The organism is Pseudohalocynthiibacter aestuariivivens, from assembly GCF_018457175.1.
GTDB lineage: Bacteria > Pseudomonadota > Alphaproteobacteria > Rhodobacterales > Rhodobacteraceae > Pseudohalocynthiibacter > Pseudohalocynthiibacter aestuariivivens.
In genome coordinates, this window is the sequence record NZ_JAGFNU010000023.1 from 1 (window position 1) to 19526 (window position 19526).

At 51.5% G+C, this 19526-nt stretch carries 18 protein-coding genes and 2 pseudogenes; 4 read left to right on the forward strand and 16 right to left on the reverse strand.

What is annotated here, in order from left to right:
* The 9 genes and pseudogenes from J4E70_RS18430 to J4E70_RS18470 form a co-directional block, all read right to left on the reverse strand.
* Positions 1–131: pseudogene (locus tag J4E70_RS18430) on the reverse strand (transposase); the annotation flags it as partial.
* Positions 125–1135, reverse strand: coding sequence for an ABC transporter permease (locus tag J4E70_RS18435; protein ID WP_213891281.1), 1011 nt, complete (start codon positions 1133–1135; stop codon positions 125–127). The gene J4E70_RS18435 and the pseudogene J4E70_RS18430, both read right to left, overlap by 7 nt.
* Positions 1132–2640 (reverse strand): sugar ABC transporter ATP-binding protein, encoded by a 1509-nt coding sequence (locus tag J4E70_RS18440; protein ID WP_246531866.1) that lies wholly within the window; start codon positions 2638–2640, stop codon positions 1132–1134. Before J4E70_RS18440 ends, J4E70_RS18435 begins: the two co-directional genes overlap by 4 nt.
* 72 nt (positions 2641–2712) lie before the next feature.
* The gene (gene torT / locus J4E70_RS18445; RefSeq protein WP_213891282.1) at positions 2713–3789 is read right to left on the reverse strand and encodes a TMAO reductase system periplasmic protein TorT; all 1077 of its coding nucleotides are present in this window, start codon (positions 3787–3789) and stop codon (positions 2713–2715) included.
* Between the two features lie 69 nt (positions 3790–3858).
* On the reverse strand, positions 3859–4830 hold the full coding sequence (locus tag J4E70_RS18450; RefSeq protein ID WP_213891285.1) for a 5-oxoprolinase subunit C family protein: 972 nt from the start codon (positions 4828–4830) through the stop codon (positions 3859–3861).
* Positions 4820–5695: a 5-oxoprolinase subunit B family protein gene (locus J4E70_RS18455; RefSeq protein WP_213891287.1), complete on the reverse strand. Its 876-nt coding sequence runs from the start codon at positions 5693–5695 to the stop codon at positions 4820–4822. The genes J4E70_RS18450 and J4E70_RS18455 overlap by 11 nt, the downstream gene beginning before the upstream one ends.
* On the reverse strand, positions 5692–7077 hold the full coding sequence (locus tag J4E70_RS18460) for an acetyl-CoA carboxylase biotin carboxylase subunit (RefSeq protein WP_213891289.1): 1386 nt from the start codon (positions 7075–7077) through the stop codon (positions 5692–5694). The genes J4E70_RS18455 and J4E70_RS18460 overlap by 4 nt, the downstream gene beginning before the upstream one ends.
* A gap of 2 nt (positions 7078–7079) precedes the next feature.
* Positions 7080–7316: an acetyl-CoA carboxylase gene (locus tag J4E70_RS18465; protein WP_213891291.1), complete on the reverse strand. Its 237-nt coding sequence runs from the start codon at positions 7314–7316 to the stop codon at positions 7080–7082.
* Positions 7317–7337: 21 nt separating this feature from the next.
* Entirely contained in the window at positions 7338–8114 is a 777-nt protein-coding gene (locus tag J4E70_RS18470; protein ID WP_213891293.1) for a 5-oxoprolinase subunit PxpA, read from the reverse strand.
* A gap of 228 nt (positions 8115–8342) precedes the next feature.
* Between J4E70_RS18470 and J4E70_RS18475 the strand changes: the two genes are divergently transcribed.
* Positions 8343–9260: a LysR family transcriptional regulator gene (locus J4E70_RS18475; RefSeq protein WP_213891295.1), complete on the forward strand. Its 918-nt coding sequence runs from the start codon at positions 8343–8345 to the stop codon at positions 9258–9260.
* Between the two features lie 254 nt (positions 9261–9514).
* Here J4E70_RS18475 and J4E70_RS19750 read toward each other — a convergent pair.
* The 4 genes and pseudogenes from J4E70_RS19750 to J4E70_RS18490 all read right to left on the reverse strand — a co-directional run.
* Positions 9515–9596 (reverse strand): annotated as a pseudogene (locus tag J4E70_RS19750) (IS6 family transposase); the annotation flags it as partial.
* A 66-nt stretch (positions 9597–9662) separates the two neighbouring features.
* Positions 9663–10097, reverse strand: coding sequence for a hypothetical protein (locus tag J4E70_RS18480; protein ID WP_213891297.1), 435 nt, complete (start codon positions 10095–10097; stop codon positions 9663–9665).
* Positions 10098–10169: 72 nt separating this feature from the next.
* Positions 10170–11345: a hypothetical protein gene (locus J4E70_RS18485; protein ID WP_213891299.1), complete on the reverse strand. Its 1176-nt coding sequence runs from the start codon at positions 11343–11345 to the stop codon at positions 10170–10172.
* 195 nt (positions 11346–11540) lie between these two features.
* Entirely contained in the window at positions 11541–13979 is a 2439-nt protein-coding gene (locus tag J4E70_RS18490) for an outer membrane beta-barrel protein (RefSeq protein WP_213891301.1), read from the reverse strand.
* A 258-nt stretch (positions 13980–14237) separates the two neighbouring features.
* Between J4E70_RS18490 and arsB the strand changes: the two genes are divergently transcribed.
* Both arsB and J4E70_RS18500 read left to right on the forward strand, forming a co-directional pair.
* Positions 14238–15248 (forward strand): ACR3 family arsenite efflux transporter, encoded by a 1011-nt coding sequence (gene arsB / locus J4E70_RS18495; RefSeq protein ID WP_213891303.1) that lies wholly within the window; start codon positions 14238–14240, stop codon positions 15246–15248.
* Positions 15249–15575: 327 nt separating this feature from the next.
* Positions 15576–15998, forward strand: coding sequence for a cupin domain-containing protein (locus J4E70_RS18500; protein ID WP_213891305.1), 423 nt, complete (start codon positions 15576–15578; stop codon positions 15996–15998).
* Here the strand turns inward: J4E70_RS18500 and J4E70_RS18505 are convergent.
* Positions 15995–16807 carry an alpha/beta fold hydrolase gene (locus J4E70_RS18505; RefSeq protein ID WP_213891308.1) on the reverse strand — a complete coding sequence of 271 codons (813 nt, stop codon included), beginning with the start codon at positions 16805–16807 and terminating at the stop codon, positions 15995–15997. The two genes, J4E70_RS18500 and J4E70_RS18505, sit on opposite strands and share 4 nt — an antisense overlap.
* Before the next feature lie 88 nt (positions 16808–16895).
* Between J4E70_RS18505 and J4E70_RS18510 the strand changes: the two genes are divergently transcribed.
* Positions 16896–17468 (forward strand): CGNR zinc finger domain-containing protein, encoded by a 573-nt coding sequence (locus J4E70_RS18510; protein ID WP_213891310.1) that lies wholly within the window; start codon positions 16896–16898, stop codon positions 17466–17468.
* A 363-nt stretch (positions 17469–17831) separates the two neighbouring features.
* Here J4E70_RS18510 and J4E70_RS18515 read toward each other — a convergent pair whose 3' ends face one another.
* Together J4E70_RS18515 and J4E70_RS18520 are read right to left on the reverse strand one after the other, a co-directional pair.
* Positions 17832–18161, reverse strand: a complete 330-nt coding sequence (locus J4E70_RS18515; protein WP_213891312.1) for a DMT family transporter — start codon at positions 18159–18161, stop codon at positions 17832–17834.
* Between the two features lie 88 nt (positions 18162–18249).
* Positions 18250–19377, reverse strand: a complete 1128-nt coding sequence (locus tag J4E70_RS18520) for an NAD(P)-binding protein (protein WP_213891314.1) — start codon at positions 19375–19377, stop codon at positions 18250–18252.
* Positions 19378–19526 lie beyond the last annotated feature (149 nt).

A 19526-nucleotide genomic window follows, 5' to 3' on the forward strand; every position in this document is an offset into this window, starting at 1 on the left:
CTCCCGGTGTAGTCTACTTCACCTGACTGGTGGCGTTTGGGAACAAGCCCGAGATAGGGCCCAACATCTCGCGAACGCTTGAAGCGTGTCGGATCATCAATCGCTGCGACAAACGCCAGTGCGGTTACCCGCCGCTCAGAATGATCCGGTAGCGCAGCTGATCGAAGATAACGGCAAGGATTAGGAGTGACCCTAGTAGCACCATCTGCATATATGAACTGATCTGGGCAAGGTTCATACCGTTCTGCAAGAGCGCTATGAAGAATGCACCGAGGACAACGTTTTCAACACGTCCGAGACCACCGCGAAGCGACACCCCTGCGATGACACAAGCAGCAATCGATTCAAGGGCAATGGATGCACCCAAATTCGCCTCACCAGATTCAACCCGCGCGGTCAAGAGCAACCCAGTGAGCGACGCGATCAATGCACAAACCATGTAGGCAATGAGCAAGGTCCGCTTGGTGTTAATCGCAGAAAGATGGGCTGCTTTAATGTTGCCACCAACAGCATAAATCTGTGTGCCAAGCCTTGTGCGCGACATAAAGAGCCACATGACGACAATACAAACCAGCGCAACGATCACAGGAACAGGTATGCCCCACAAACGCCCGAACCCAAACGTGTCCCCGAATGCGAACGGTAAGCCAGAAACTGGCACACCTCCCGTCAGAAACAGGGCAAGTCCTGCACCAACTGAGGATACACCAAGGGTCATTATGAATGGCGAAACTTCGAAGTAAGCGACACCGATACCGTTTACAAGGCCGACCAAAAGCGCTGCGCCAAAGCCCATAAGTGCACCAAGAAGAATGGCGAGCCAAATAGCATCCGGAAAAAGTCCGGAGAACCAAACCATTCCAAGTGCGGAAACAACCGAAGTAAGCGCAATCGCCGTGCCAACTGACAGGTCAAACCCCCCAGAGATCAGCACCAGCATCTGCCCCATCGAGACAAGCACGAGATAAACTGATTGCCTGGCCACATTAATCAGGTTCTGCCCTGTCAAGAATTTGGACGAGAGTGCCGTGAAAATGATCAACGCGCCAACGAGAAAGAATGGAAGAACCCCCACTTTTACGAAGATCCGAGTGATCAGGTCCAACGGACCTATTTTTTTTGTTTCTACAGTCATTGTTTTGCTCCGGTTTCGTCGAAGAAAAATTTGAGGACCTGCTCTTCGGTCATCTCGTTGCCCGACAATTCTGCTGTGATGTGTCCATGTGCCAAGACAAGAAGCCGATGTGCGAGGTTCATGACTTCAGGCAAGTCAGAAGAGATCACGATGACCGCTTTTCCTGCTTCGGCCAGCTCTTTGATGAGTAAGTAGAGGGCTGCACGCGTACCCATATCAACACCGACAGTCGGTTCATCAAAAATGTAAACTTCTGCATTTTGACCAAAGCACTTTCCGAAAAGTACTTTTTGTTGGTTGCCACCAGACAATTGGGAAACAGGTTTCCTACGATACGAGTCCTGCAACTCGACGTGCTTGGATATCTTCGCAATTTCCGCGCTGACTGATTTCCAATCAACGAAGCAGGACGAGGATGGAAGCTTGTCACCCATGACGAGATTGACTGATAAATTGTCATCTGACGTCTTCGCGAGGTCTAAACCTTCTTCTTTTCGATCAGGCGAAAGATAATACATGCCAGACCTAATTATTTCGGCAGTCGTCGCTTGGCTGATATCTTTTCCACAAAGCTCGACAGTACCACCCAGCCTTGTTGTTAGACCCATAACAGTTCGAAAGAGGCGCGATTTTCCAGAACCAACCAAGCCCGCAACGCCCAATACTTCACCTGCTTTAAGGGAGAACGTCGCATCGCTGATGCCAACGGTTTTTAGATCTCTAACATCCAGAACTTCGGCGCCAGGATTGTGTGCTATTTTTGGATATATTTCGTCGATGGCGCGACCTGTCATCATCTCGATAAGAGCACCATCGTCGGTATCCGTCATGTCGACAGTTCCGATTTTCGCTCCATCGCGCAATACAGTGACCCGGTCAGCGATACGAGAAAACTCTTGGATTCGATGAGAGATGTAAATGATGCCGACTCCTCGTGCCTTGAGTGACAAGACGAAGTCAAAAAGATGATCTACCTCTTTGTCTGTCAGTGAGGCAGTCGGTTCGTCGAGAATGAGGACCTTTAAATCGCCATGAAAGGCTTTCGTGATTTCAACCATCTGCTGCTGAGCGCGAGAAAGGCGCGCGACGATGGCTGAGGATTCAATATCAAACCCAAGCTCCTTGAGCATCTCTACGGAGCGACAGCGCATCGTTCCATGATCTAGAAATGGACCTTTTCGCGGTTCCCATCCAAGGAAAATATTCTGAGCAACAGTCAGTGTTGGGATCAAACTAAATTCTTGGAATACGGTATAGATGCCTTTCTCTTGGGCATCTGCAACATTGTGAAATTGGACATCGTTGCCCTCAAGCGTGATCTTACCCGAAGACGGGTTGTTTGCCCCAGCAAGCATAGAAATGAGCGTGGATTTCCCGGCTCCATTTTCCCCAAAGAGCACGTGAACTTCGCCCGATTTGAGATCGAAATCTACCGAGTTTAGAGCAAGGACGCCGGGGTAGCGTTTGGTTAACTCTTTTGTATCTACCAGCGTTTGCATATTCATTTTCTGGTCTCCGAAAAGGCGGGCTGAATGGGGAGAGCACCCAGCCCGCAGCCGACAGGGAGAGATGCCTGCTTAGTTGTTCACTGAGAACACAGGCGAGAATCCTTCTGGTGGAAGGATATTGGTGCGAGACACGTCACCGATATTCCCAGGATCGACCACGAAGATCTTGGGGCCAACGTGTTGGACAAATTCAGCGCCCTGCAAGATCCGCACGGCTTGGTCGATTGCAATTCGGCCTTGGATCACCATGCTGTCAGCTGGAGCAGCGAGAATGAAACCGCGTTCGATTCCGGTATAGACGCCAGGCGTCATGTAGAATGACAATAGGTCAACTTTGCCCTGCAAACCACGCTCGCGGATCAAGCCTTGAGCGGCTTCGGCCGTAACGGCAGTACCCGCAAGATAACGCACTTCCGGGTTTGCCTGAAGAACGTCTTCAACCAGTTTCAGTTGAGTTTCTTTCCCTGTGTCTCCAAAGCGTGGCTCAAGAACGATAACTGCTGAGCCCTCAATAGCTTCCATGAAACCGGCATGTGCGCCTTCAACCCAACCAGCGCCTGCAGGACCGGGGAACCAGCCAACTGTTACAGGTTCGCTGCCCGCTGGGTGTTTTTCTGCTAGATAGCGGCCAGTCTCAAATCCCATGGTCCGGAACGAGACCAGAGACTTTGCTGAAATGTCTGGTGAGGAAATTCCGTTGACCAGATCAATGACAGGAATACCTCGACCAGCAACTTCCGCAATGACATTGTTCAGCCCATCACCCGAAATTGCACCGATGATAACTGCTTCAGCACCACCCGCAACACAGTCTTCAATTTGACTGATCTGCTTGCTGAGTTCGGTGTAACCACCAGCTTCAACGACATTCAGGTTAACGCCTTGACGTGTAGCTTCGTCAACAACACCAAAATCAACGCCGAGCCAATAAGCGTCTTTCATGTGCGGGAAAGAAACACAGATATTCCACGCTTTATCTGCCGCTTCCAATGCCGTGTAGCTGATCGTGCTCGCCACACCATCCGCTGAGAATGCTGGCGTAACCTCTTCGGCATCGATCGGAAACCATGCGTCTTCAGCCATGGCTGCGGCGGGTAGAAGTGCTGCAACACCGAGTGCTGTTACAAAATTTTGGACGAGTTTCATTGTTCTGACCTCCTTGTCAGTTGGGTGACTTCTGGCGGTTGCCCGCAAGTTTGTGTGGTTGTTCGGCTCTTAAGAGAGCTCTTCTCTTATTTTCATAAGTAAGTTCTTTCGTTCATGTCGCGCTGCCATGGCTCCTGCCATATCAACGCGGTCAAATTTGACAGATGTATGGGGTTGAAGCTGCCCGATGAGATCCATATCGGCCGAGATGACGGCACCAAGTGTGAAGTATCCTCCACCAGAAACAGCATCGCGATGCAGCACGATCGGTTCTGCACCTCCGGGAACTTGAATAGAGCCGTAGGAATAACAACCGTCCACAATATTGGACGGGTCCGCTCCGGCTCCGAATGGCTGTTCGCGATCTACAAATTCAAGAGAACGGCCTCCCTTGAAGCGATAACCCATGCGATCCGCTTCAAGTGCGACGGTCCATTCATCTTCGAAGAAACCGTTGCCAGCAGCTTCGGTCAAGCGATGCCAATAAAGACCAGGCAAAACGCGTAGACGTGCTGGGGAACCGGGTCCACGGCGCATAGATGGCGCTACGGACTTGCCTGCAATGGCGTTCGAAGAATATCCGAGCGGCAACTCGTCAAGCGCTTGAATGGCGCGACCATTCACGCCGCCCAATGCTCCAATTGGATAGGTCGAACGACTTCCGAGCGCAGCAGGGGTTTGAATCCCTCCACTAATTGCGATGTATGCGCGGGCACCTGACTTCAAGAATTCAAAACTCAGAGTCTGGCCCGCTCTTACCTCAAAAGAAGTCCATGCTTCCTGCAGTTGCCCATCGACACGAATTGGCAAATCGGCCCCAGTGACTGAAACGATTGCTGTCTTTTGGAACTCGATCTCTGGCCCCATGAATACCGCTTCGAGACCGGCTGCATCCTCAGGGTTGCCTACAAGCATATTCCCCACACGAAGCGCAAAGCGGTCCATTGCGCCACCCATCGGAATGCCAAGATGAAAATATCCTGGGCGACCAAGGTCTTGGATCGATGTGGATAGGCCGGGATTTACAATCTTAAGCGACATTGAGGGCCTCCAAGAGTTTGGCGTTTGTTCCAGGCATATCAGCGTTAAATTGGTCCAGATCGAATTCGACCTCTGCTATACGCGGCTGGTATGTGCCAGCCTCAACGGCGGCTACAATCTGATCGTATTCGGCACGGTCTACCGGCTTCCATTTGACGATGTCACCGGGCTTAAAGAAGACCATGAAGTCTTTGAGATAAGTAACCTTTTGCTCAGGATCGTAGATCGGCATGGGTGTGACACCGAACATTTGGTATCCACCCGCACCCCGCACAGAATAGATACAGGAAAAGCAACCACCATATCCAACTGTCAGCTTAGGAGTGTCCGTCCGCGGCCGCAGATACTTAGGTACCTGTAGCTGTTTCTTGCGCTCGACCAATTGATAGAGAAAGGGGAGACCAGCGACAAAGCCAACCATGGAAACAAACCAAGGCTGAGAATGATGAGCTTCGATGAAAGCCTCGACACCGTCGTAGCCGTTGATACGCGCTGCATATTCGAGGTCTGTTCCGCTCGGATCTTGATGGCGTTCGCGGAACCTCATCAGCGTTTCATGAGTCCAAGGGTCTTGGTAATAAACAGGGATTTCAATGATGCGCGTAGTGAGCCGCTTTTCAGCATCTTCTGCCTTGTGCTCGAGTTCCTTAACTCGCGACATCATGTCTTCTGGTGCGATGACGTCGGGATCAAAGCGCACCTGGAACGACGCGTTTGCAGGGCAAATTTCGGTAACACCTTCAATTTTGGCATCGCGCACGGCATTGCTCATTGAGAGCGACTTGAAGAACGCGTCCAAGGACATCTCGTCATCCATTTCGACATAGATGTGTTCGTCGCCGCCGTAAGTGTATCGGGTTTTCATAAGTTGCCTCCTGTCTCACGTGGTGCAGTCAAGTTGCCCGCTTCAAGCCAAGGCTCGAGCCACTGGGTGTGAAAATCACCAGATTTGACTGTTGGGTCATTCGCCAGTGCTTTGTGCAAAGGCACTGTGGTTTTCAGGCCACCTATCTCCAAATCATCGAGTGCTGCGGAAAGCTTGCGAATTGCATCAGAGCGATCTGTACCGTGGACAATGAGTTTGCCGATCAGCGAGTCATAGAACGGTGGAATTTGATACCCTTCATACATGAAGTGATCGAAACGAATTCCGGCACCTTCAGGGATCTTCAGCGATGTCACTTTACCTGGAAATGGCATGAACTGCATCAACGGGTCTTCAGCATTCAAGCGCACTTCGATTGCGTGGCCAGATCTTTTGATCTGATCCTGTTTGACACTGAGGCTCGCGCCGCCGCAAACTTTGATCATCTCTTGCACCAAATCGAAACCCGTCAGCATCTCAGTAACTGGGTGTTCAACTTGAATCCGCGTATTCATTTCGATGAAATAGAACTCTTTGCTCGCATCATCGTAGAGATACTCAAGCGTCCCGGCACCGCAGTAGTTTACGGCCTTTGCCAGCGAAACTGCCGTGTCGCATAGATGCTTGCGTGTTCCTTCGTCGAGGCAATCTGCTCCAGCCTCTTCCCACACTTTTTGACGGCGTCGTTGGAGCGAGCACTCACGCTCAAAAAAGTGGACAGCATCTGTGCCGTCACCAACAATCTGAACTTCAATATGGCGCGGAGACTGAACAGCACGCTCCAAATAAAGCCCACCGTCACCAAATGCAGCGGCGGCCTCGGCTTGTGCTTGTGGCGCCATCTTCCGAACGTCTTCTTCGTTTTGAGCGATGCGAATACCTTTACCCCCACCCCCTGCCGCCGCCTTGATCATAACCGGGTAGCCCACCTTTGAAGCGATGGAGACAGCCTCTTCAACGGAGTCGATACGGCCTTTGGATCCTGGCACAACGGGCACACCCGCTGCCTCAGCAGCTTGGCGCGCTGCGACCTTGTCACCCATCCGCTCAATTGTGTCTGCCGTAGGGCCTATGAATTTCATTCCTGCGTCAGCTATCGCACGGGCAAAATCGGAGCTTTCTGCGAGAAACCCGTATCCGGGATGTACAGCATCTGCTGATTTTTCAATCGCGGCCCCAACTACATTATTGATGTTTAAATAGGAATCCTTTGCTGAAGCTGGACCAACGCATACCGCTTCATCTGCCAATCGGACTGCGAGCATGTCTTCATCCGCCTCGGAATAGGCCTGAATAGTTGTTATTCCGAGATCTTTTGCTGCACGCACGATGCGCACTGCAATTTCACCACGATTAGCTATAAGGAGACGCTGAATTCCCATAATCAAGCCGCCAACTCTGCGAGCACTTGGCCTGCTGTCACAGGGCTGCCATCGGCTGCCACATATCCAGAAAAAGTGCCTGGTACTTCCGATTTAATCTCGATGAATGTTTTCATCACCTCGATCAGCCCCACAATGTCACCCACAACGACTGGGTCACCCGAATTCTTGTATGGCAAGGCTTCGGGCGAAGGTTTGGTGTAGAAAGTGCCTGGAAGTGGTGAAAAAATCTGAGCCATGTTGGCCTCCCTGTATGTTATTTAAAGTCCTAAGACCGTTCCTGCTGGTGCAATCGTTATCCCCGCATCGGTCAACCCTTTCCGGATTGCCTTACCTATCTCAAGAGCACCTGGCGTATCGGAATGAAAACAAATCGATTCAAACTCGATTTCGATGTCAGACCCATCGACAGTCGTAACAAATCCCTCCTTGCACGCCCTGACACATTTGGCGGCCAAATCGGCAGGTTTGGGCCGTGTTACTTGTCTACTAAAAACGATTGATCCAGAGTTGTCGTAGTCCCGGTCCGCATAAAACTCGCGAGCAACTGGATGACCATTTCTTTTCGCCACTTCGTAGGTTTTGGAAACACTCATGCAAAAAATGATTGCGTTGCTACATGTCTTATCAAGAGTGTCGACCAACAGCTCTGAAAGCTCCTCATTCGCGGCTGCTTCCATATACAACGCTCCATGAGGTTTGACATGTTGAAGCGAAACACCATACCTCCGGCCGAATTCACGAAGAGCGCCAATCTGATAGACGATGTCATTCACGAGCTCTTCCGAACTCGTCTTTATGTAGCGACGGCCAAATCCCTGAAGATCGCGGTATCCGGGATGTGCACCCAAACCAACTCCGTGGGTTTGCGCGAGCTTCACGACTCGATCCATTGAATTAGGGTCGCCAGCATGAAAGCCGGTCGCAACGTTTGCCGAACTGATAATTGCCATGATTTCTTCGTCGGGTGCTTCGCCTAGCACCCACTGACCAAAGCCTTCACCCATGTCGCAATTGAGGTCGACAATATTTTTCATTGCATTCATCCCTGACTAAGCTACGTCGATGTTTGCAAACTTCTCCCAGAATTGATAATTCTATATTTTGCTAGAGCATTATCGATTTTTCCAATACATCAGATATGTTTTAAAATTCTTAACCCTTTGTTCTTCTTTTATTTTTTGTGACTGAGATTTTATGAATTGCTTTATTATCTGTTTTTTAGATAATGATGTTGTTAAATTTTCGAATTCAGAAGGCAAAAGATGAACCTGCGCCACCTCAAGTATTTCGTGGCTACCGCCGAAACCGGACAAGTGAGTCGTGCAGCCAATGCTCTGTCAATTTCCCAGTCATCAGTGACAAGTGCGATAAAAGAACTTGAGATCTCGCTTGGTGCTGAACTTTTCCATCGATCATCTCACGGTATGGAACTTACGGATTCCGGAAGGGAATTCCTCGCGGCGTCAAAAGAGATTTTGGAAAAGGTAGATGAAGCCTGCAGGCTAACCCGTCGAAGATCAGAAACAAGCGGCGTGATTTCTATCGCGGCCACGTATACAGTCTTAGGTTATTTTCTTCCCTATCATTTAGACCGTCTATCGCAATTGCACCCTGGGTTGGAAATCCAACTGCATGAATTGAATCGGGAGAGTATTGAAGACGGTTTACTTGCAAACAGGTACGACATGGCAGTTGTCTTGACATCGAATTTGAACAATCCGGAGATAGAGACTGAAACATTACTAAAGTCATCGCGCCGGCTCTGGGTGCCAAATGGGCACAGGTTTTCGCGTGTGGGAAAAGCCAGCTTTGAAGAAATTTCGAAAGAGAACTACATTATGCTTACCGTCGACGAGGCAGCGCATACGGCGATGAAATACTGGAGTCTTACGAACTTTCGACCGAAAACAAAACTACGCACATCTTCCGTTGAAGCTGTCAGATCTATGGTTGCAAACGGACAGGGCGTAACCATCCTGTCTGATATGGTCTATAGGCCATGGTCCCTTGAGGGAAAACGTTTGGAGACCGTTTCAACTGACATTGAAATACCAACAATGGATGTAGGTTTAGCTTGGCGCAAAGCATCCGATTTTTCCTCTCCCATGAACCTGCTTCACAACTACTTCAAGCGAAGCTTTTTATCGCCTCAGTTTACGCAATACACAGCACGAACGTAACTCTGTCTTCTTGGACCGACCAATCTCGCTTGCTAACTACAATTAAATCTTAAGAGTGGGCTTTTTTCCTCAAATTGGCGGGCGTGTGACTGCTTTGGGTCTAAACCGGACAATTGTGTTGAGCGTAGCGAACGATTGGTTTGAGCCTATTTTGACCATCCCTGCACTGCAATTGACCCGGGAATGCTCACAACAGTTATCCTGTTCCGCGCCACGGCTGTAGGTCGCCAATGAAATTGAAAAAAGAGTGATGAAAAACCGGATGAATAACATTACTGCCAGACGAATGATGTCAAGGCTCGTCTTGAAATAGTGAAATGGGAGCCGTTTTGTCATTCACGACGCCAAGCGGACACCTTGTCCTTCTCAAGCTTGTTTGACCTTTCTACGCACTTATGAGCCCTATTCTGGCAGCGGCATTCTAAGCACGCGGTCTTCCAGAGAACGACCGCGCCCGCCGCTGAACCCGGCGAAATCGCGACCACCGCGATATTGAGGGCCTTTACCGCGGCTTCCATGATCAGAGTCATCACCGTGATCATCTCCCGATGTGTGATCGTCCCCATGATCGTCACCGCCAGACGCGTGATCGTCGCCATCAGCGTGATCATCACCGCCGGACGCGTGATCGTCGCCATCAGTGTGATCATGATCATCGTCAGACCCACCGTGTGTTGTATCTGATCCAGAATGCCCACCACCGCCGCGTCCCGAACCGCCTTGCCCTGCACCGGAAGAATGGGATTGTGCACTGGCCGAGGTCGAAACCATGAATCCGGCTGCGATGAATGTACATCCACTCATCAATAACGCGCGACGATCGAACAGGTTGGTCATCTTATGGCTCCTTTAGAAAGTGGATAGGCCGAGAGTTTAACCCCGACCCATCGTGTTTTTTAGTTTGATACCTCAAAGGGACGGTACTTCAAACTCGTGGATGAAGTTCACCACTGTCCGTGCGTCGTCTGCTGCAGTTGTGTAGGCAGCAAGATCGCCCGAGGCGGTTACATCAACCGACCCAAAGACGGTTTCGAAGACATCAATTACAGTTGGCACAAAACTTCCGTCAGGTTGTTCCACCAGAACCTCAACCGTTGTTCCATCATAGGTGTCAGATCGGTCATAAGAGAAGCTGGAATAATCGACGACCGAGTAAGTCACATCTCCCGTGCTCACTGTGTTGATGCCGAGAAACAAATCAATGTATGCGATTTCGTCCGTCGTGAAAGCGCTCGTTTTGTCGGTCGCCGCAGCAAGAAAGACTGCTGACGCAGCAAGATCTTCAGTTGTGTACGTTCCATCGACCAAGAAATCATACTCTGTTCCGGGAAGATCATCGACACCAGGAATGCTGCCGTCTGTCATCAACGCAACATAGATCGCAAGGTTTTCAAGCGGAGAGTCGATGGTTTTGGCTACACCGTCCACCGTCAAAACAAGACGCCCTGCAGCATCGACAGACAAGTCGGTCGCGCTATTCAAAAGAGTAATAACTTCGTCAGCGCGTTTATCCAGAACACTAGTCGGCGCACGACCAACATTCAGTCGCCCTAGTTCAACTTCCACCGTCAGGCTTTCGTCAAGTGGATGGCCTTCGTCATCCAATGGGATCAGGTTGCCATCCACGTCGAGTGGCTGAACCCAGCCTTCTGCCGTAAGGATCGGAACACCGTCATCGTAGCGCAAAATTACAAATAGATCCCCGAAGTCGTCTCCTTTCTTAGAGCCGGACGTGGGTGGTTGGCCACCGCCAGCACCGTCTTTTCCGCCTGCTTGTCCAGCCCATTCTGGGCGATCGGAATCATCGGAACCATCGTCAGCGGCGGGGTCAACTGCGTCCATGCCTGTGAGGTCCCGAAAGATACCACCAAGACCCTGACCGCCGCGACCACCCTGGCCGCCAGCACCCTTACCGGCACCACCTTGGCCATTGCCTTGACCACCACCTTGTGCTTGTTCGCCGCTGCCTTGACCAGCAGCGAATGCAAAATCAGGTGCTATAGAAGAAGCAGCGAGCGCGATGGCAGCACATCCCGTAATGAGAGATGCTCTCAGAGAGATTTTTGAGAATGTTTTAGAAATCATAATTTCTACTCCTTTGGTTTTCCAAATAATCGAACTAGAAAAGCGCGAGAAAATCCCGTGTGCCTTTTCGAAGGCAGCATTTCACAAATTTACATTCAAAAATTGATATATATCATCTGAAGGTGGTTAAAATTGAAAAAACATGGGCTGCAGCCCTGAAAGCGATTACTTCACAACTGCAGCCAAGCTTTGTTCTTAGAATTGATAGCTGAGACCAACCCGAAACAGGTTTTCCGATGTGTCAAACTGATCGACACCAACGCCGTAATCCACCTGATGGGCGTCATAGTTGGTATGGGTATAATCAAGCCGAAGGTGGGTTTGCTGGCTCACAGAAAGTTCTACGCCGCCGCCAATGCGGACTCCGGTGAGATAGTCGTCCTGGTCAACCAGATTGCCAGAGAATTGGTAGTTGGTATTGAACTTGGAGCGAACCAAACCGGCCCTTCCGTAAATCAGAACTGACTCGTTCACCACATACCCCGCGCGCAGCGTTGCACCGACGGTGCCTAATTTTTCGACTGAGTAAATACGGCCAACAGGATCACGTTCGATATTCCAGCCCGCTGAAGACAGCTCTAGCTCAGCCTCGCCACCAATGTAAAAGGAGCCAAACTGATGCCCATAACCGCCCAGCACCCCAGCCGTGAATCCCTGTCCAGATCGCGTCGTAAATAAAGTAAAGGCAGGTGCAGCTGCGTTGGGTCTTGGCCCTGAGTTTTCACTTTGCAAGGTGCCGTGGCCAAGTTGCCCACCAGCATAAAATCCTGAAAAATCGACAGGTGCCACGTCCACTTTATCTTCAGCTCCAAAAACATAAAGCAACCCGAAACGAGCGACACCTTCGACATTTGCAAAATTATCGTCGTCACCACCACCTAGAGGCGCGCCAATCTCATAGTCCTCGAAAGCTCTGATCTGGTACTCCATTCGACCAGACAAGCCGCCACCAAGCGGAAACTCTGCGCCCAAACCAACATTAAATCCAATCTCGCGATCATTGACCGCTGCTTGATTGCCGCCTTGCTGATATTGGCTCTCAAATTCAGCAGCAGTAACGCCGAACCTGCCGTATAGGAGGTTGCCGCCCTTTGTTCTGAAACCGGCGATGCCACTCAAGCCATAGGAGTCACCTGCTTTTACAGAATAGTTGCGATTGCCAACATGGGTCCATTCAGCGTCACCTGTTTCGATCTCGGCCTCAACGCCAAGAACAAGTTGTCCGAAATTGGCACGATACCCGGCAAACACGCCGCCGACAAATCCGCGATCACCAAAATTTGCGGTAAGGTTGCCGCCACCACCGCGCGGGCCATCCAGCTTGGTTTGCAGGGCACTATCGCCTATTTGAACGCCTACGTAAGTTTCAGTTGAACTGGCGGAGGCGGAGCTGTTGGCACGTTCCTGATAACGTGGCTGAAGTTCCGCTCCCACCCCGAGATATATGCGATGCTCGTCAAATTCGGCACCAGCGACATCTGACAATCTCTGCCGGAAAGCATAGTCAGCGTCGACGTAAACTTTGGGATTAATGTAGTAACGCAGCCCGACGCCGGTTTCTGTGAGATGGTCCGTCCGACCAACACCTTGGTAGTCATTTTGTGTAAGAAAGAAGTAGCTGGCGATGGACATATTCTGCGCTACACGATGGCGGATACGCGCACCGGCTGTCGTGGAAATATAGCTGGACGCACCGGAAAGCGTTGTCTCTTCGATGGTGCGTTCGATCTCGCCCGTCACCCGAGTGTTAGGGCTCGCGCGCCAAGTCAAATCTGCTCCGATCACGGGTGTAGTAACCGTTTCAAAACGCGCGTCGTCGTAGCTCTGACTGAGAGCGCCAACCAGCACTTCACCCGTCAGGTCGCCCATGCGCCCCGTGTAACCGATTGCCGCCTGAATACCTTGAGAATCTCTTTGGAAACCAAGATCATCCATCGCGCTATCATATTCGCGTTGATTGTAGATGCCTTGAACAAATACCTCACCGTTAGCCGTTCGCCTTACACCAAGCCGCCCGCCTATTTCGGTTTGCAGGCGATCACGATCATCGTTGTTTATTATCGCTCCCCCGGCAGCTGGTGTATCGTCGAAATTAATATCACGAAGGTTCACACCCAACCGAAACGATCTCTCATCGAATGTTCCGCCAATTCCGAAAAATCCGCTTGCCTCGCGCAGATCCGTTGGTTCCAGCCCGTTCACATCATCTGGTGAATTGCGTTCTTCGTGGTCCCACGCGTAATCCAAACCACCAAACGCGAAGAGGCCTTCTCTCAACCGGTAACGCGCTTCGGCACCGAGAGCAAAATCTTCATAGTTTTCACTCGAATTGCTAGAGTACCGGCCAATCTCTGCGCTGGCTTCGAGATCCAGCTTGAAATCGCCTGATTCCATCGAAAGACTCGCCCAAGGCGCAAAAGTCGTCACGAAATCGCTTCGACGATCATTTGACGTAAGAAACACGTTGTCTGTGAATTGTTCGGTCAACGTGACCCCAGCGATAAGCTTTACGGTAGATGTCTGGACTGCAGATTGACCAGTCCTGACGCTTTCATCCGCAGCGGATGCGGACACCACCGCAAAACTCATCAAACCACTACAAACCAGTACGCCTACGGTTGAAGTTACCTGCATGCCTATTCCAATGCTTTCTGAATACTATTTGCCTCAGTCTGCTTGCTAGCAGACCAGATTGCCAGAAGCTTTGACGAAGATCAACTCGCCAATGAAACTAGGCAATTAGCATACGTGTCATGGGATAGACCTCCTGTTTTCGAGTAATCTATCAAACTAGCGCGCTATCTATATGCCCCGGCACCGTAGCTGTTTTGATATTGCTAAGCTGGGTTGGATCATATTATCGCGGACCCAATACAAAAGAGAAGTGAGTGCATGAGCGTTTTCGAAAAATATTTATCTGTTTGGATCGCACTGGCGATGATCTCAGGCATCGTCTTGGGCAATGTGGCACCTGCGTTAGTCGGGGCGATTGCAGCAGCGGAATTTGCAAGTGTCAATCTGGTCGTGGCGGTTCTGATTTGGGCGATGGTCTATCCCATGATGGTTGGGGTCGATCCGGGGTCGTTGCGTGATGTCGCACGCCAACCCCGGGGCCTGATGATCACGCTTGTGGTGAATTGGTTGGTCAAACCCTTCACAATGGCTGCTCTGGCTGTAGTTTTCTTTCAATACATTTTTGCGCCTTGGATCCAACCCAAAGACGCAATGCAATACATTGCCGGTCTGATCTTGCTTGGGGCAGCGCCTTGCACAGCAATGGTCTTTGTCTGGTCCCAACTGACACGCGGTGATGCGACCTATACGCTTTTGCAGGTTTCGGTGAATGACCTGATCATGGTCATCGCCTTTGCGCCAATCGTGGCGTTTTTGCTGGGCGTCACCGATATTTCGGTCCCTTGGGAAACTTTGGTCCTTTCCGTTCTGCTGTTCATTGCGCTGCCTCTTGTTGCTGGGATGCTGACGCGCAAACGCCTTGGGGATTCCGCCGCGATCGAGAGGTTTCAAGCACGCGTAAAACCCTATTCCGTGGTTGGTTTGATCGCCACGGTGATGATTCTATTTGGTCTTCAGGGCGAGGTGATCGTCTCCAAACCCTTCGTCATCGTGCTCATCGCGGTTCCGATCATCCTTCAAAGCTACGGTATTTTCGCAATCGCCTATGCGGCGGCATTTGCGCTGAAGGTGCCGCACCGCATTGCAGCGCCATGCGCCTTAATCGGCACCTCGAACTTTTTTGAACTGGCCGTGGCTGTGGCCATAAGTCTGTTCGGTCTGAATTCTGGCGCAGCACTTGCAACTGTTGTCGGCGTTTTGGTTGAAGTACCGGTTATGTTGACCCTGGTTGCCTTTGCAAACCGAACACGAAAACGATTTGTAACATGATACAGTTTCACCGTTGAACATGGACATTACAAAGGAAGTTGAAAAAAGAGCAACGTTAGCGAAGGCCCACTTGGTCCGCGAAACAGTCATTGTGCGGTGATGCAGCGAAACCGCTCTGAGCCCAAACTGCCACATGCTGCATCGGGACTGAACCGACGAGAAGTGGCGGTTAGCAGACATCGCCTGCCCTGCTCGCAATGGGGTGCTGTTCCGTTCACTATTGTGGGTTTCACGCTGTCTTTTACCATTCTTTTTTTCTCGCGCTCACCTTTCGTAGGGTGCCGAACCAAACGTGAAATTAGCCAGCCATTAAAAGGAGAAAGCCTGATGAAACAAACGATACTTCCCACACAGCCGGATGCAAAATCTCCGGCCGGAGCCGACATTAGATTTATCATGGATGGTCCCACTGGAAACATGATCCATAGCACTGTTTCGGCAGGTCAAACCAACCGAGCAACCGTTCATGCAACAGTCAGCGAGTTTTGGCACATACTTGATGGACAAGGTGAGATCTGGAGGAGAAGTGGTGATGAAGAATACATCACGTCGCTGACAAAAGGTGTTTCAATCGACATACCAGTCGACACTGCTTTCAGTATCGGAATGTTGGGGACGAACCCCTGCGGTTCGTTTGCATATCTATGCCCTCGTGGCCGGGCGACCATGAGGCCACAACTCTTAAAGGCGCATGGGCGCCCTCACTATGATGCCGCTTGGCGGTGCCCATCCGACCACCCCTCGACTTAAGTGGTGTGCTGAAACATGGCTGCAATAATGGCTTCGGGCGCATCTTCTTGAACCAGATGGCCCGCATCGGGAATGATCTTGATGTCGCCATCCGTCAACATTCCGGCAAGCTTACGGCCGCGCTCCAAAGGTATCCACTCGTCTTTCTCACCCCATAGCAGGGTTGTTGGGCAATCGAGCGACGCGTATCGGCCTTCTACTTCATCCGTGTATTTCTGATCCATCTGAGCGATCTGCCGATAGAAGGCAGGCTGCCCAACGTCTCCCTGCCAGGGCGCCATGTAAACTCCAAGCGCTTCTTCTGTCAGCGTCTTGTGAGCAGCGCTCTGCAGATAGGCGCGAAGGAGCGCATCATGTGCGTATGCCGGAAGCCCCGCGAACGCTGCTTCGTATTTTCGAACGTGAGCGACAAAAGGTGAGCCCCAAGGCGCTACAGCTACCGGGTCGAAAATTGTTATCCGCTTGTATCGTAGATCATTGAGGTAGAAAGCCCGCAACGCTGTGGCTCCACCGAAATCGTGGCAGAGCACCTCTGGGCGATCCAAAGCCCAATAGTTTAACATATCGGCTAGAAGATCGTTCTGCACTGCCAACGATACATCCTGTCCGTCGCGCTTCTCGGACTGACCATAGCCTATCAAGTCGAAATAATAGACTTTCCAACGTTCGGCTAGTAAGGGCGCGATTGTTCGCCAGACCTGGGAGGAGAACGGGGTTCCGTGAATGAGAACAAGAGGATCACCTTCGCCTATGCTCCCCCAGGCTATCGAGGTTCCGTTGTGATCATAGCGGTTGGGCAAAGAAAGCATGACATATCCTTTGTAACTCCTTAATCTGAATATAGGGTTACACGATTCGATAAGCAATGTAACCTGAAAATATATCTAAGAGGTTACAATGTGGTCTAAAGCAAATTTGGTAGGTGGTCATCTGGCGCTCGATTTTCTCAACACTGTTGGTGACACAGGCAAAACACGTGACACCAATCATCTGGCGTCTCCGAGGGACTTTGTGTCATGGATAGATTTCTGCGGTTTGCGCGCAGCAATTTCAATGGACCCAGCGCCAACACAAGAGGTGATCACTGATCTGGTTCGCTTTCGGGAAACAGCCTACCGAGCTGTGGTTTCGATATTTGACGAAACAGCTCACCAGAGTCGGGATTCCCGAAGGTATGAGAATTATCTGAAGAGGGCGGTGCAGCGGGCAACATTTGACACTCGAGCGAAACCGCTTGCTTGGCGGGCTACCAAAGAACCAGATCACCACATCTTGGACAGCTTTGTTTTGCTGCTCGATGATCTGTTGCGGTCAGCGGATGTAGTGCGCATACGCCAATGTGAGCGCTGCTCTTGGTTGTTTCTAAACTCTGGCAGGGGCCATGGTCGGAGATGGTGCAACATGGCGACCTGCGGAAATCGACATAAAGTTGAGGCGCACCGTGAGCGGAGCCGCACCACCGAAAGTTGACGTTCCTCCGACGACAGCGAATGGCAATTTTGTCCGCAGGGCTGCCGTTTGTACTGATCGCAGCTAACGGCTGCTTAGAGCCCGTTGCGGCCCCATCGCAAAATTTCTACATGCACCCGCAAAGAGAGACCTTCGCTGCGGCGCAGTGGGAACTCGCGGTTCACTGCGGCGAAGTTAGCAGTCATTCAACCAAACCGCAGCAAAATCGACGACTTCAATGATCGGGTTGCGGACGGGCTAGGCGTTCATGGCGCGTGCTATGACGACCGCAATCTTCGCGTTGCGAAAATCCGCTCCGAGAGCGCGGCAGAGGTTATCCCGTCAAGAGATGTGAACAGGGCCATTAGGCCTCCAAACGGCAGCTCAATGAGTCGCCGTTTTGGAAAACAGCTGTATCACCAGGATCCCAATCAGGATGAGAGCTATTCCCAAGTAAGCCGGAAAGTCGAGTTGCTGGTCGAAAAAAAACTTTCCCATCGCGGCGATCAGGGCAATGCCGAGGCCGGACCAGATAGCATAGACGATGCCAACTGGCATGAATTTAAGGACTAGAGCCATGAAATAGAAAGAAGCCGCATAGCCAATTACAACTACAATCGCAGGACCCAAGCGAGAGAACTGTTCACTTGCTTGAAGCGCCATGGTAGCGACCGTTTCAGTGAGAATCGCCAGAAGCAGGTAAAAATAGGGCATGTTATCCTCGAATTGAAAGCAGAGCCGACGGGCTGCAACTGGTTCGCAGCGGTTTTCCGGGTATTCACCAGGTAAAGCCCCGAGACGGTCATCCCCCGAGTTCCAAATCGTATTTCACGGTCTTGAAGGGCACACCATCCGGGTTGGCCTCGGTATCAAGCTCGCGGGCATAACGGTGGCCTTCGTAAACCGCTGCCGCAATGGTGCCGGGGCCGAAACAATCGCCTATACGACGCAGGGATTTGATGCCTGCAGCATCGAGTTTCCCCTGATCCGCGACCAGCTTGTCATAAAGTGCATCATTAGGCAGGCGCATGGTGACCGGCACCAGCGAGCCCGGTCGCTGCAGCGTTTCACCGGTTACGAGGTTTTTAAGCTGAACCACCGCGTCGCTAAGTGACAGCACGCTGTGCCGGGGCAGGATTTCCACGCCTATGCCGACCAGTCGTTTTTCGATATGTTCCTGTTCCAGAGAATGTTCGGTCCAGCTGCTGACACAAAGACCGGGCGTCACCAGTGTGACCTGATACCCCTCGCCTGCCAGCACCTCAGCCATCATACCACCCATATAGTAGTGGTCATCATCATAGACCACGACGGATCCTTTTTCGGGGAGTTTGCCGTCCATGATGTCATCGGGGCTGAAGCTGTTCGACGAATCAGCCCCCGGGATGGGTTTCCTGAGATGTCGCCCGACGCCATCCCGCCGCCAGGTGGCACCGGTCGCCAGCGCCACATGATCGGCGCCGAATTCCAGGATCTGATTAGCGCTGAGCTCACTGTTAAGGTAGAGGTCGACATTCACCATGGGTGCGATTTGCCCCAAACGGTAATCGCGGACCCGCGCCCATGCATTCAGGTTCGGCAGGGCGCTTTCCCGGCTCACCCGGCCACCGGCCTGGGCCGCGGTTTCCGCCAAGGTCACGCGGTAGCCGCGTTTGCCCAACTGATGCGCTGCTTCAAGCCCCGCCGGACCGGCCCCGACCACCAGCACATGTGAGTCCGTGCTTTTCGGAGCGATCTTTTCAGGATGCCAGCCCTTGCGCCACTCCTCGCCCATGGTGGGGTTTTGGGTGCAGCGAATGGGGGCCGAGATATTGTTCCAGGCTGCACAGATATTACAACCAATACATTCGCGAATGTCCTCGACTCGCCCTTCCTTAATTTTTTTGGGCAGGAACGGATCGGCAATCGAAGGGCGCGCAGCGCAGATCATGTCGACCAGTCCACGGCGGATGGTGTCTAGCCCCCAATTTCAGTACCAGTAATTTTCGTTTTCTCTAATAAGGTTTCAAGCACTGGCGGGCGCATGTTCAATGCGTGATGTGGTCTTATCCGGTTGTATTGCCTGAGCCAAACATTGAT